Raw genomic sequence first — 13,358 nt, forward strand, 5'->3', positions numbered from 1 at the left:
CGGCACGGCCGGTCCCGTTCGCCGCGCCGCCCCGGGGCTTTTCGCGCCAATACCCACCTCGTCTGCCTCCGGCCAAATGCGCAGGTCTACCTTGAAGGTGGTTTAGCGTGCATGACGAGCCGGAGAAAACGAATAGGTATGACACAGACGAACCTGGCCCGCCCACACGGCCTGACCCGCATCGACCCGGTACTGCGCGACGCCGCCGTCGAGTTGGGCGCCTTCGAGTTCCGCGCCGAGACACTGGCCGCCGAACGGGAGCACGCCAACCTGCTGGCCGCCCAGCGCGCCGCGGCGGCCGACACCAGCGGCGTCTCGATCGACTCCCGATCCATCGCCGGGCCCGGCGGTCAGCTGGGGCTCCGTTTGTACCGCGGCGACACCGAATCCCCGGCGCCCCTGGTGGTGTACGCCCATGGCGGCGGGTTCGTCACCGGCAACCTGGAGACGGACCATGCGCACTGCGTGGAGTTGGCCCGCGACGGCGGCTGTCTGGTGGTTTCCGTCGACTACCGGCTGGCGCCGGAGAATCCGTGCCCGGCGGCGCTGGACGACGTCGAAGCGGCCTTCCGCTACGTGGTCGACAACAGCGAAGAACTGGACGCCGACGCCGGCCGCATCGCGGTCATGGGGCGCGACGCCGGCGCGGCGCTCGTCGCCGGCCTGACCCAGCGCATGTTCGACCAGGAAGGTCCGGCCATCCTGATGCAGATCCTGCACCAGCCGATGCTCGACTCCGACGCCACGCCGTCGCGTCGCGAGTTCCAGCGCACCCCGGGCCTCAACGGCCCGGCCGTGAGCCGGGCATGGAATCACTACCTCGGCCACGCCAGCGCCAGTGGGCAACACGTCCCGGCGCACCGGGCAAACCTCGAGGGGCTGCCACCCACGTTCGTCAGCTGCTCCGAGATCGATCCCTGCCGAGACGAGGCCATCGACTACGCCAATCGGCTGCTGCACGCTTACGTCCACACCGAATTGCATGTGATTGCAGCGACCTTCAATGGCTTCGACTCGATGGTGCCGGACTGGATTGTTTCCCGGGAGAACCGGGCGCTGCACGCCCAGGCGGTGCGCCGCGTGTTCGCCATGTAGGAACGGCTCGTCCGGGTAAACACGACAGCCCGCGCTGTTCGCCGAGGCGGAAATCTCGTCACCGCTTTTACCGACTGAACTCCGGTATCTCTTACCGTATTGCCCGTTGCTAACATCAGAAATGCCAGCCAACCGAGGACCGATCGGGCGGATGATCAAACACCCAAACCGTTTCCGTTGCACCCGCAGCGATCGAATGTCAAGAAGGATTCCCTCGGCACCATGACCACCATCGACTCCCCCGAAAAGGTCCTCTTCACCTCGACGACCCAGGCCTTTCTCGAAAAGGAAGCGCCGCTGCGCCGGGTGCGGGAGCTACACGCCGAGGGGGCGTCGTTTGACCCAGCGTGGTGGCGGCGCGCCGCGGAGCTCGGGTGGACGGGGCTGCTCGTTCCGGAGGAGCTGGGCGGCGGGAGCGTGTCGGAGAGCGGCTTCGCCGACCTGGCGATGGTCGCCGAGCAGCTCGGAAAGACGGTCGCGCCCGGGCCGCTGTATCCGGTCAGCACCGTCCTGTCGACGCTCGGCGAGTGCTCCAACTCCGAAGCGCACGCCGATGCCATCGAGGCGCTGATCGCGGGTGAATCGGTGGCGTCGTGGGCGGTTTGTGAGCCCGGCCAGGGCTGGGCGCCCCTGGCTCCCTCGGTGACGGCGACCGAAACCGACGGCGGCTACCGCATCGACGGCGTCAAGGACCGCGTCGAGGCGGCCGCCCAGAGCTCGGCGCTGCTGGTGGTGGCGCGCGGCGGCCCGAATGGCGCTGAGATTCGCCAGTTTCTGGTCCCGACGGACGCTCCGGGCGTCAGCATCGAGCCCCAGCAGTCGGTCGACTTGGTCAAGCAATACGCCCGCGTGCGCTTCGACGGTGTCGTCGTGCCCCGGTCTGCGACCGTCGGCACCGCCGCTGAGACACCCGCACTGGTCGATCGACAAAGCCAGATCGCCCAGGTGTTGCAGTGCGCCGAGGTCGTCGGCGTCCTGCAAACGGTGTTTGACTTCACCGCCCGGTGGGCGCTGGACCGGCACACATTCGGTCGCCCGCTGGCGTCGTATCAGGCCCTCAAACACAAGTTCGCCGACATGAAGCTGTGGCTGGAGGCCTGCCGGGCGACCACGTGGGCGGCGGTGGACGACGTGGCGGGCCGCGCGCCGCAGGCGGGATTGTCGGCCAGCATCGCGAAGTCCTACGTGGGGGAGATGGCCGGCCAGATCGTCCAGGCCTGCGTACAGATGCACGGCGGCATCGGTGTCACGTGGGAGCATGACCTGCACCTGTACCTTCGCCGGGTTACGTTGTACCGCAGCATGTTTGGGACGCCCGAGGAACACAACCTGCGGGTGTACGAGTTCGAAAAGGCGGGTCGTTCGGGCAGATGACGCACACCGAATCTGTCGCAGAGTTCGCCGCCCGGGCCAGGGCATGGTTGGCCGACAACATGCCCGCCATCGACCGCGACGCCCCACCACCGGCCCCGCGCGACGACGAGCGGGCCTGGCTGCGGGCCCGAGAACTCCAAAAGCGCTTGTACGACGGCGGATTCGCCGGCATCTGCTTTCCCCGCGAGTATGGCGGTCTGGGGCTGGACTACGAATACCAAAAGGCATTCGACGCCGAAACCCTCGACTACGAAATGCCCCTGATCCTCAACACCCCGACGTTCACCATCTGCTGCGCCACGCTGCTCGACACCGGCAGCGAAGACCAGAAGAAGCAGCACATCGCCGCGGCGCTGCGCGGCGATGAGGTGCTGGTGCAATTGTTGAGCGAACCCAGCGGCGGATCGGACCTGGCCGGCGTGCTCACCCGGGCCGAGCGCGATGGCGATCGTTGGATCATCAACGGCGCCAAGACGTGGAGCACGAGCGCGTTCGCCGCCGATTACGGCCTGTGCCTGGCCCGCACGAACTGGGATGTGCCCAAACACGAGGGCCTGACCATGTTCCTGGTGCCCATCTCTCATCCGGGAATCACGTTGCGGCACATCACCATGCTGAGCGGTTCCACCGAGTTCTGCGAGGAGTTCCTCGACGGAGTCGACGTTCCAGACGACGCCGTTGTCGGGGAGGTCAATGGCGGCTGGGCGGTGGCCTCGCGACAGCTGTACCACGAACGCCGCGCGGTGGGGCAGGGTTCGGAGTTCGCCAGCGGCGGCGGCAGCGAGGGGGGCAACGCGATCCCGGTCGACTACGTCGGCCTCGTGGAGAAGACCGGACAGGCCGACGACCCACGCGTGCAGGAAAAGGCCGGCAGGGTCCTGGTGCACCGGGCGGTGGCCGAGCAGTTGATCGGCCATGTGTACCGCAGTGTCAGGGACGGCGTCCTGCCGCCGGCGGCCGGAACGCTCATCAGACTGTTCCACTCCGAGACCGTGACCACCGACGTCGACACGGCGTTGGAGATCGCGGGAAGCGCCGGCGTGGTGGGGGAGCAGGGCGCCGGCCTGGAGGCGGGGCTGCGCTACCTGTCGCGGCAGACGGTCGCGATCGGCGGCGGCACAACGGAAATGGCCCGCAACGTGATCGGCGAGCGGGTGCTGGGCTTTCCCCGCGAATACGCCGCCGACCGCGGGGTGCCGTTCAGCCAGGTGCGGCACGGCGAGCGGTCCGACCGGTCCTAGCCCTCGGCGACGACGTTCTCGGCCAGACCGCTGACCACCGGGATCTGCACCAATGACAAGACGTGGTGCGCCGGGCTTCCCGGCGGGGCAACCAGCACGTACTCACTGCCCTGTCGTTGTGCCCGCTCCCGCGCGGCGGCAAGGGCGCTGACGCCCGACGATCCGAGGTGGGTGACCGCGCTGAGATCGATGGTCAACGGTGCGACGCCGGAACGGCTTTCGACCGCGATCTGACGGTCCAGCGTGGATGCGGTGTTGGAATCGACGTCGCCGCTGACCACGATGCGGCCCGGTTCGGTGACCGCGGAGACGAATTCGGAGTTGACCGTCCGCCGACCGGTCGCGCGGCTGACCAGCGAGTCGGTGACGAAGTCCGCCGGCCGCGACAGGTGGTGCGTCACCCTGGCGGTCGTCCCATCGGGGCCGTGACTGACGTGCGCCTCCGATACCAAGGCTTCGGCCATGGCAAGGCCCCGGCCGCGGCCCGTCTCGCCTTCGCGGTGATCCTTCCACCGTCCGCGGTCGATCACCGAAATGTGCAGATCGCCGTCGCCGGACAGCATCGCTTCGACGACAACGCCGTCGGAGACGTCGGTCGCGTACCCGTGCTCGACCGAGTTTTCAACGAACTCCGAGATCGCGTGCACGACATCGGAGATGTCGTCGGCGGTGGCGCCGATCTCCGCCAGCCACTGCCGGAGCCGGGTGCGTACGGCGCGGGCGGCGTGCAGGGTTGCGTCCAGCGTCATGTTCAGCGGCGCGGGTGGCGTGCGGCGTTGCGCCGCGAGCAGTGTCACGTCGTCGCTGTAGCCAGTCGAGCGCAGCAGCAGTTCCAGTGTCTCCGAACAGATTCGGTCGATCGTTCGCATCGATGATTCGATGACGAAGCCGCGTTGGCCTCCGGCGATATTCGCGGCCAGTTCGGCGAATTCCGCGGTGCTGGCGCCCAGTGGCCGACCGGGCCGCTCGATCAGGCCATCGGTGTACAGCAGGATCGAGTCGCCCACATCGAGGAACTCGGTGCGGACCGGAAACCCGGTGCCGCTGCCGAGCGGACCCGCGCCGGAAGGCTCGAGATAGCGCGAGGTCGCGTCGGACGTCACCAGCAGCGGCGGCGGGTGTCCGGCGGTGCAGTAACGGAATTCGCCGGTGCCGAAATCGAGCGCGCCGACGCAAATTGTGGCCGTGTTCGACCCGGGCACGTGCTTGCGGAACCGGTCGACGGCCTCGAGCGCCTCGGCGATCGGATATCCCGCCACGACCTGCATCCGCAGCGCGGTCCGCAGCTGCGACATCACCGCCGCCGCTTCGACACCATGGCCGACGACGTCACCGACGACGAGAACCAGCCTGTCCCCCAGGGGAATCGCATCGAACCAGTCGCCACCGGCCGCGGTGTCCTCCGCGGCGACGAGATACTGCGCCGTCACATCCGCGCCGGGAATGACGGGCACCGACGGCGCGAGCAACGCCTGCTGCATGACCGTGGCGGAATCGCGGACGTTGCGGTACCGCTCGGACAGCTCCTCGAGGCGCGCCTCGGCGGCCATCCGCGTTTGCACCCGGTCTGTGACGTCGGTGAACGCCAGCTGCACGCCCTCGATCGTGCCGTCCTCGGCGCGGCGTGCCGTGACGATGAAGTCGAAGAAGTGTTCCTGCGCCTGCCCCGCGCCGTCGAAGTCGGCTTGGACCCGCCACTCTGTTCCCGATTGCGGCTCGCCCGTTTGGTACACCCGGTCGAACATCTGGATGATTTCCTGGCTCACCAGTTCGGGATAGACCTCGCGCGTCAGCAGCCCGATCGAGTCGATGGGCGGACTGAGGACGCGGTACGCCGCGTTGACCGCGACGAATCGGTGCTCGGGCCCTTCGAGGCCGACCAACAGCATGGGGACATTCTCGAAGACGCGCCGCACGTCCTCGGCCGCGCCGACCGTTCGGTCCCAGTCCTTTTCGGCCACCATCTGGCCGTTCCTCCTCGCAGTTTTCGACGGGCCTGCGGGCTAATCAGAGTCGTAACCGGGTCAAATCAAGCGACCAATTTTGCACACGTAGATGTTCAGATTAGCAATGGTATTAGTTGCATATCGCAACGGTTTGATACCGGAGTGTTACATCCGGCGAATTCGGCGACGCGCAAAATTGACGTTGCCGAAAATCGAGATAGCCATCGGCGGTGGCGCGTGGGTGCGGAAACGCGTTGCACGAGTGCGCCATCGGCGGCGCCACGCGGACCCGTCACGTCATGCCCACACCCGCAATCAGGTGGATCGACTACGCGCTGCCGACGTGCGAGTGCGCGATGGCCGCCCAAAGCAACGGGCGCACATCATGTTTCGGCCGTCCAGCGGACTGCGCCCGGCGCGCGATCAGGCCGAGACGGGCTTCTTCGACGCCGGCGCGGAAACCTTCATCAGCTTCATCAGGTTGCCGCCCATGATCTTTGCCTTGTCCTCGTCGCTGAAATCGGCCAGCTCGTCGACGAACGTGATCGGGTCTTTCAGGCCCTCGGGGTGCGGCCAGTCGGATCCGAAGACCACCCGGTCGGTGCCCACCATGTTGACGATCTCGGTGAACCGGTCTTCCCAGAACGGGCTGACGTAGACGCACCGCTTGAACGTCTCGATCGGGTCCTCGGTGAACGCCTGCGGCATCTTCTTGTAGACGCCCTTGAGGCCCCGGAACAGGGTCGGCACCCAGTCCGCGCCGTTCTCGATGGACAGTATCCGCAGGTCAGGGTTGCGGGACAGCGCGCCATGGCAGATCAGGGCACCGAACGCATCCTCGATGGGGCGATGGCCCATGGCCAGGCTGCGGAAGGCGGTCGGCTTGAACGGCAGGAACTCGTCGCCCGGCTCCCAGATGTTGAGCAATTCGGAGTAGCCGCTGTCCGAGGCGTGCATCGAAACGGGGATCTCGGCCCGCACGCAGGCCTGCCAGAACGGGTCGAATTCTTCGAGCCCGAACGACCGGCTGCCGCGGTAGCCGGGCACCGGCGCGGGACGCACCAGCACCGTGCGGGCGCCGCGCTCCAGGCACCACTGCAGTTCCTCGAGCGCACGGTCCACGATCGGCAGGGTGATCACCGGGGTGGCAAAGATGCGGTCCTTATAGTTGAACGACCATTGCTCGTACATCCATTCGTTGAGGGCGTGGATGACGTCATGGGTCATCTCCGGGTCGTCCTTCATGCGCTCCTCGACCAGGCTGGCCAGTGTCGGGAACATCAGCGCGAAGTCGATGCCGAGCTCGTCCATGACCTCCAGGCGCGCGCCCGGTTCGCGGAAGGCCGGGATGGCTTTCATTGGCTCGCCGAGGATTTCGCGATAGCTCTTGCCCTGTGAGCCGTTGCGGAAGTAGTCCTCCTGGGCGCCCGGGCGTGCCACCACCTCGAACGTCGGGTTGGGGATGTATTCACTGATGTGGCCGCGCACCACGATCTTGGTGCGGCCGCGCACCTGGACGTAGTCGATGACGTTCTTGCGTTTGTCCGGCAGGAACTTGGTGAGCGCCTCCTGCGGCTCGTACATGTGGTTGTCCGCGTCGAAAACCGGGAAGGGAAGCTCGCGAGACGGCATGGCGATCTCCTTGCAAATGGTCTAAATTCTCATTGCGTGGTAACGACGTTACCACCGCTGGGCAGCGAGGGACACCCGCGTTATTCGTCGGCCCGCGGCCCGATCGTCGGCGTCGCGCCGTTGATGATGGCGAAGTTCACGGTGGCCGTGGCGAGCAATTCGTCGTCGTCGCCGTCTCCGTCGCCGAAGATGTCCACCTGCATCACCATCGCCCGTCGTCCGGATCGCAACACCTTGGGCACCGCGAACGCCGAGCCCTGGCGGACGGGCCGCAGGTAGCGCACAAACAGATCCGAGGTCGTCATCGTGGTGCCCGGCTCCAGGTAATCCAGCCCGAATTGGCCGCCCGCCACGTCCACCAGCGTCGCGATCAAGCCGCCCTGCAGGGCGCCGGACGTGTTGACGACTTGCGGGCTGACCGGCATGGTCATCGCGAACTCGCCGTTGCGGCTGCCCGGGCGCATGCCGATCTGAGCGAACAGCTCGGCCAGCGACGGGACCGTCGACTCTTCGTCCGTCTCGCGGATGCCGAGCGCGCGGCTGCAGAAGTCGTAGAGGTGGCCCGTATCCACGGGTGCGCCGTTCAATTCCGAACCCAGCCAACGCAATCGCTGCGCGCCCATCACCGTCTGCATGACGATGGCGGCGGCCGCACCAACGTCCAATCCGGGGTTGAAGACGCCCTCGGTGATGCCCTGCCCGACGATGTCGCGAGTCAGCCGGTGCAACGGTGTGAGCACCCGGGCGTAGTCACGGGGACGAGTCTCGGCCAAGTGCTGGTTGTAGAGGGTCAGCGCGCGATTCAGACTGTCCTGGGTGCTCGATTCCGGTTGCTCGCTGAGCCGATCGATCAGCAATTTCAGGGCCGACGTGCTGTCCAGTCCCGCGGTTTCGGCGCGCCAGGCCTGAACCGATTGAGCGATGGTTCTGTCGAACAGCGCCAGAAGTAGTTCGTCCTTGCTGGCGAAGTGTTGGTAGAAGGCCCGCAGCGACGTCTTGGAGCGGGCGACGACCTCCTGCACGGTGAAGTCGGTGCGTCCCGTCTCGCCCAGGATCGCGACGGCGGTCTTGATGAAGCGGTCGCCGCGCGTCACTTCGGCTTCGTCATTGGGGGCGGTCATCGGCGCTGTTCCCTTCCCTGGCGCAGTCCTTACGCTCTGAGAATGAGGTTACCGCGTCCTGGGGCCCATCCGCGAAGCCATACCTTCTGGGTCGTCGCGCCGACCGACGGTCGGACGCTCAGCCGCCCCGCGCCGCGATCATCGCCGAGCGGTTGACCTTGGTGGCCGCGGTGCGCGGTATCGCGTCGACGAATTCCACCGTCTTGGGCGCCTTGTAGGGGGCCAGGCGGCTCTTCGCGTAGTCGATCACGCCCTGCTCGGTGAGGGGCTCGGCGCCGTCGGCCTCGGCGCGCTGGATCACCGCGTGCACGCGGCGCCCCCACTGCGGATCGGCAAGCCCGATCACGACCACGTCGGCGATACCTGGGTGGCCGGCCAGCGCCGACTCGACCTCGGCGGGAAAGACATTGGCGCCGCCACTGACGATCATGTCGACGCGGCGGTCCACGATGTAGAGAAAGCCGTCCTCGTCGAGGTGGCCCATGTCCCCGGCGGAGCGGAAGCCGTCCTCGGTCGACGGCAGTGGGGGCGCCCCACCCAGGTAGCGATACCCCGCGCTCATCGGTGCCCGCAGATACACGTCCCCGTCCTCGCCGGGACCCAGCGGCCGCTTCTCTGCGTCCAGAATCCGGATCTCGGTGTCCCGGAATCCGCGGCCCACGCTGCCCGGGTGGGCGAGCCACTCGTCGCCGCGCAGCGCGGTGAGCCCCAGATTTTCCGTCATCCCGTACGCCGTCACGATCTGCTCCGGGCTGAGCAGTTCGAACCACGTATGCAGCAACGAGGGCGGCATCACCGCGGCGCCCTGCAGAATGAAGACGATGCTGGACAGGTCGCGCTCCCGGACGTCGGGCCGGGCCGCGATGCGCGCCAGCATGGTGGGCGTCGCGGTGAAGTTGGTGATCCGAAAGCGCTCGATCACATCGAGAGCCAATGCGGCGTCGAACTTTTCGAGTATCACCAGATGGTCGCCCGCCAGCAGCATGAGGAAGGTGGCGAAGCCGTTGGTGTGATACATCGGCGCGGGCACCATGATCGTCTGCGGCTGGGAAACCGGTGTCCAGTTCGACAGGAACGGCTCGCCCTGCTGGGGGATCCACAGTGAGGGCGCCAGGTTGAGGATCACCTTGGGCACGCCGGTCGAACCGCTGCTGCAGATCCCGTTGGCGGTGGGGGAGACGGCCACCGGCAGGGGGCCGTCGGACTCGGCGGCCGCGCGGGCGTCGAGGTCCCAGCGGCTCTTTTCATCGACGACGACGGCGGGATCGATCACCTCGCGCACCCGGTCGCGCTCCCACTCGGGAAGATCCCAGTGCATGGGCACCGGAACCGCGCCAATCTTCCAGCACCCCAGCGTCGCCAGCACCAGATGCTGGGAATTCGGAATAGCAAGCGCCACAAGGGAACCGATTGCGGCGCCGGCGGCGGCGAGGGCGCGGCCCCACTGGTTGGCGCGGGCGTCGAGCTCACCGAACGTCAGCGTCTGCGCGGTGCCGTCGAGCGCGACGATCGTGACGCCGGCATCGTTCCCACGTTGTTCGGCGAGCTCTCGCAGCTTGGTTCCGAAGGGAACCCCGTCGGCGAACGGGTTCGCCGCCGCTTCGGCCGCGACAGGTTCGCTACTCACCTGCGCCGCTCCTCCTCATCGCTTCGCTCTGCATCGTCGCCGGCGGTCACCTTCGCCGCTCCTCCTCATCGCTTCGCTCTGCATCGTCGCCGGCGGTCACCTTCGCCGTTCCTCCTCAATCGTCGTGCGGCGGCTCACGCAGATACCGGCTCGCTGAACAGCGTCTCCAGCGACCCGTCCGACACGCTGGGGATCAGGCGCAGGGCGAGTTCGTCGGTGCCCAGCGGCAACCGGATCAGCGGCTGGGTGTGCCGGTCGAGCACGCTGACGTCGGACTCGTCGCAGAAACCCAGGGCCCCGAGTAACTGGTGCGACGTGCGCATCACCTGGCGCGCGGTGTCGGCGGCTTTGAGCCGAAGCACCAGTGCGTCGGCCGAATGGATCGGCGCCGGCAGCGATTCGGGTCGGCAGATCGTGTACTTCGCGAGTTCGTGCAGCCCGCGCACCGCGACGGCGGCGTCCGCGACGGCAAACCTGACGGCCTGAAAGTCCGCGAGCGGCTTACCGAACTGGATCCGGGCGCGCACGTGCTCGGTGACGATCTGCAGCGACTGCTGCACCGCTCCCAGAATCCGCCATGATCCGAGCACGAGATGAAGGTTAACGTCGGGGGCTCCGACGCTTCCCTCGGGTGCGCCCAAGGTCGCCGGAACCAGGAACGGCCCCAGCTTGGCGCCGGTGCGCGCGGCCGGCCGCGGCCGGTACCGGTTGCCGTCCAGGTCCGCGGCGATCCAGTCGCCGGCCAAATCGCCGTGGTCGATGCGCGGGGCTTTCGGATTCACCAGGGCCAGCCGCGCGCCATCGATCGACAACAGCTCCTCCACAAGTGGATAGGGCAGCACCGTGGCGCCGGCGGCCTGGCACAGCACCGCGGCGGCCAGCAGATCGTCCGGGGACGAGCGCACGTCCAGGTCGAACGCGCCCACCTCGTTCAACGCGGCACGGGCCGCGTCCCGGACGGAGTCGTCGGCCTCGGCGCGCAGCGCGGCCGGCGGTCCGCCTAATCGGGTGAGCCGCTTGCCCGCGACGGCGGCGAAGTCGCTGATGTCTTGTGGCAGATCGGTTTTCACCGGCTTCCTCCCAACACGTCTCGTGCCACCAGCATCTTCTGCACTTCGATGGTGCCCGATGCGACGGTGGCCGCCTGTGCGTAACGCCAATGGTCTTCGATCGCCCCGTGCAGCGGCGCGGAACTGCCGCTGTCCAGCGCCGTGGGGCCCAGCACGTCGAACAGCAGCTCGGCCACCTGCTGATCGAGGGTCGTCGTGACGATGCGCGCGGCGCTGGCGGCCGCGCCCGCCGCCGGATCGTCCTGCAGTGACACGGCGCGATAGGCCAGCAGCCGGGCGACCCGCAGGTCGACCAGCGCCCGCACCCACCGCGTCCGAATCGTCTCGGGCAGCTCGTCCCACTCGTCGCCGAGCTGGCTGCGCATGCGTTCGAGCAGCGACTCGCACCGCGCGTAGCGGGCGATGCCCACCCGCTCGAAGGCCAGCGCCTCGCGCATCACCCGCCATCCGTCGCCGACCTCGCCGAGCACGTCGCCGGGAAACGCCTGCACGTCGTCCAGGAACATCTCGTTGAGATGGTGCGGCCCCAGCATCGACGGGATCGGCCGGACGGTGAAACCGGGACGGTCCATCGGGATCAGAAACAGGGTGAGCCGCTTGTGTTTTGGGGCGTCGGGGTCGGTGCACGCCGCCAGCACGCACCACGACGCCATCAGCGCGTACGAGGTCCACACCTTCTGCCCGGTGATGCGCCATCCGTCACCGTCGGCGACGGCGCGGGTACGCAACGACACCAGGTCGGTTCCGGCCTCGGGCTCCGAAAAGCCTTGGCACCAGATGACATCCCCGGCGGCGATGGCCGCCAGGTGCTTGGCTTTCTGTTCCTCGGTCCCGTACCGCATCAGCGCCGGCCCGACCCAGTTGATCCCCATGTACTGCGGACCGCGCGGCTCGTGTTGCGCCCACATCTCCTCGCGCAGCACCGTCTGCTGCCAAACCGAACCCCCGCCGCCGCCATGCTCCTTCGGCCACGCCAGCGCGAGCAGCCCCTCGGTGGCCAGCAGTTTGCAGAACGTCTCGGTGGTGGCGAGGTCCTGCGGGTTTTCGGTGCAGGCGCCGAGGAAGTCGGCGGGGATGTGGTTGGCGACCAGCTCGCGCAGGTGGCTTCGCAGTTGTCCGGCGTCGTCGCCGAGGTCGTAGTCCATCGTGGTCATCCCTTCGGCAGTCCGAGCAGCCGCTCGGCGATGATGTTGCGCTGCACCTCCGACGTTCCGCCGTAGATGGTCGCGGCCAGCGCGTCCTGACGTTCGAACAGCAGGTCCGGATCGGCGGCCGACTCCGGGCCCGCAGCGGCGGCGCCGAGTTCCCAAACACGCTGCAACGTAAGCGATCCGAGCAGCTTCATGGTGTCGGCTTCTGGGCTGGGCCGCCCCGCCAGCTCGTTGCCCAGCGCGCGATATCCGGTGGCCCGCAGGGCTTCGGCGTCGGCGATCAGCGAGCCGAGCTCGGTGTAGACGTCGTCGCCCGAGACCCCGCCGCCGGCGGTGCGCACCGCCTCGAGCCCGCGTTTGATCTCGACCCAGTTCATGATCCAGATCATCTGGCGTTCATGCTGCAGCGACGACAGGGCGACATTCCAGCCGCCGTTGAGCGGCCCCAGCAGGTTGTCGCCCGGCACCTCGACATCGTCGAGGAAGACCTCGCAGAACGTCTCGTCGGAGATCGAGGCCATGCGGATCGGCTCGATCCTGACCCCGGGCGCGTGCAGATCCAGGATCAGGCAGGAAATGCCGCGGTGTTTCGGCGCATCGGGATCCGTGCGGGCATACAGGGTGCACCACCGCGACTTGTGGGCCTGGGTGGTCCAGATCTTGTGGCCGTTGACCCGGAACACGTCGCCGTCGCGTTCGGCGCGCGTGCGCAGTCCGGCGAAATCGGACCCGGCTTCGGGTTCGGACATGCCCAGCGCCCACCATTCGTCACCGCGTAACAGCGGGACGAGCAGGCGCTCGACCTGGGCGGCGGTGCCGAACTGACGAATGCCGGGCGCGGCGACGTTGGGACCGGCGATGTTGGGCAGTTTGGGCGCCGAGCGCAGCGCGGCCTCGAGCCGGACCTCCATGGCGTCGCGCAGACCGAGGGACCGTCCGCCGTGTTCGCGGGGCCAGGTCGGCTGGATCCATCCGGCCTCGAACGCGGCCCGCTGGTAATCGCGCCGCAGGCCCAGGTCCCACCGGTACTGCCGATACTTCTCGTAGTAGTCGTCGGGCAGGAACTCCGCCAACCACGCGCCGAATTCGTCCACCACCGGG

10 protein-coding genes are annotated in these 13,358 nt (G+C 67.7%); 3 read left to right on the forward strand and 7 right to left on the reverse strand.

What is annotated here, in order from left to right:
- Positions 1-138: 138 nt before the first annotated feature.
- The 3 genes from W7S_RS07130 to W7S_RS07140 all read left to right on the forward strand — a co-directional run bounded on the left by W7S_RS07130 (position 139) and on the right by W7S_RS07140 (position 3,710).
- On the forward strand, positions 139-1,095 hold the full coding sequence (locus W7S_RS07130; protein ID WP_008255011.1) for an alpha/beta hydrolase: 957 nt from the start codon (positions 139-141) through the stop codon (positions 1,093-1,095).
- A 222-nt stretch (positions 1,096-1,317) separates the two neighbouring features.
- Positions 1,318-2,469 (forward strand): acyl-CoA dehydrogenase family protein, encoded by a 1,152-nt coding sequence (locus W7S_RS07135; RefSeq protein ID WP_008255013.1) that lies wholly within the window; start codon positions 1,318-1,320, stop codon positions 2,467-2,469.
- Positions 2,466-3,710 carry an acyl-CoA dehydrogenase family protein gene (locus W7S_RS07140; protein WP_008255015.1) on the forward strand — a complete coding sequence of 415 codons (1,245 nt, stop codon included), beginning with the start codon at positions 2,466-2,468 and terminating at the stop codon, positions 3,708-3,710. Before W7S_RS07135 ends, W7S_RS07140 begins: the two co-directional genes overlap by 4 nt.
- On the opposite strand, the gene W7S_RS07145 is transcribed toward W7S_RS07140, so the two are convergent.
- From W7S_RS07145 to W7S_RS07175, 7 genes are all read right to left on the reverse strand, one after another.
- On the reverse strand, positions 3,707-5,674 hold the full coding sequence (locus W7S_RS07145) for a SpoIIE family protein phosphatase (RefSeq protein ID WP_008255017.1): 1,968 nt from the start codon (positions 5,672-5,674) through the stop codon (positions 3,707-3,709). The two genes, W7S_RS07140 and W7S_RS07145, sit on opposite strands and share 4 nt — an antisense overlap.
- A 405-nt stretch (positions 5,675-6,079) precedes the next feature.
- Entirely contained in the window at positions 6,080-7,288 is a 1,209-nt protein-coding gene (locus W7S_RS07150) for an amidohydrolase family protein (protein WP_008255021.1), read from the reverse strand.
- Positions 7,289-7,368: 80 nt separating this feature from the next.
- Complete coding sequence (locus W7S_RS07155) at positions 7,369-8,409, reverse strand: hotdog fold thioesterase (protein ID WP_008255023.1); 1,041 nt, start codon at positions 8,407-8,409, stop codon at positions 7,369-7,371.
- Positions 8,410-8,527: 118 nt separating this feature from the next.
- Entirely contained in the window at positions 8,528-10,036 is a 1,509-nt protein-coding gene (locus tag W7S_RS07160) for a class I adenylate-forming enzyme family protein (RefSeq protein ID WP_008255024.1), read from the reverse strand.
- Between the two features lie 134 nt (positions 10,037-10,170).
- On the reverse strand, positions 10,171-11,106 hold the full coding sequence (locus W7S_RS07165) for an acyl-CoA dehydrogenase family protein (RefSeq protein ID WP_008255026.1): 936 nt from the start codon (positions 11,104-11,106) through the stop codon (positions 10,171-10,173).
- The gene (locus W7S_RS07170; protein WP_009957675.1) at positions 11,103-12,260 is read right to left on the reverse strand and encodes an acyl-CoA dehydrogenase family protein; all 1,158 of its coding nucleotides are present in this window, start codon (positions 12,258-12,260) and stop codon (positions 11,103-11,105) included. Before W7S_RS07170 ends, W7S_RS07165 begins: the two co-directional genes overlap by 4 nt.
- Positions 12,257-13,354 carry an acyl-CoA dehydrogenase family protein gene (locus W7S_RS07175; RefSeq protein ID WP_029385638.1) on the reverse strand — a complete coding sequence of 366 codons (1,098 nt, stop codon included), beginning with the start codon at positions 13,352-13,354 and terminating at the stop codon, positions 12,257-12,259. Before W7S_RS07175 ends, W7S_RS07170 begins: the two co-directional genes overlap by 4 nt.
- Between the last annotated feature and the right edge of the window lie 4 nt (positions 13,355-13,358).

It is taken from the genome of Mycobacterium sp. MOTT36Y (assembly GCF_000262165.1).
Lineage (GTDB): Bacteria > Actinomycetota > Actinomycetes > Mycobacteriales > Mycobacteriaceae > Mycobacterium > Mycobacterium intracellulare.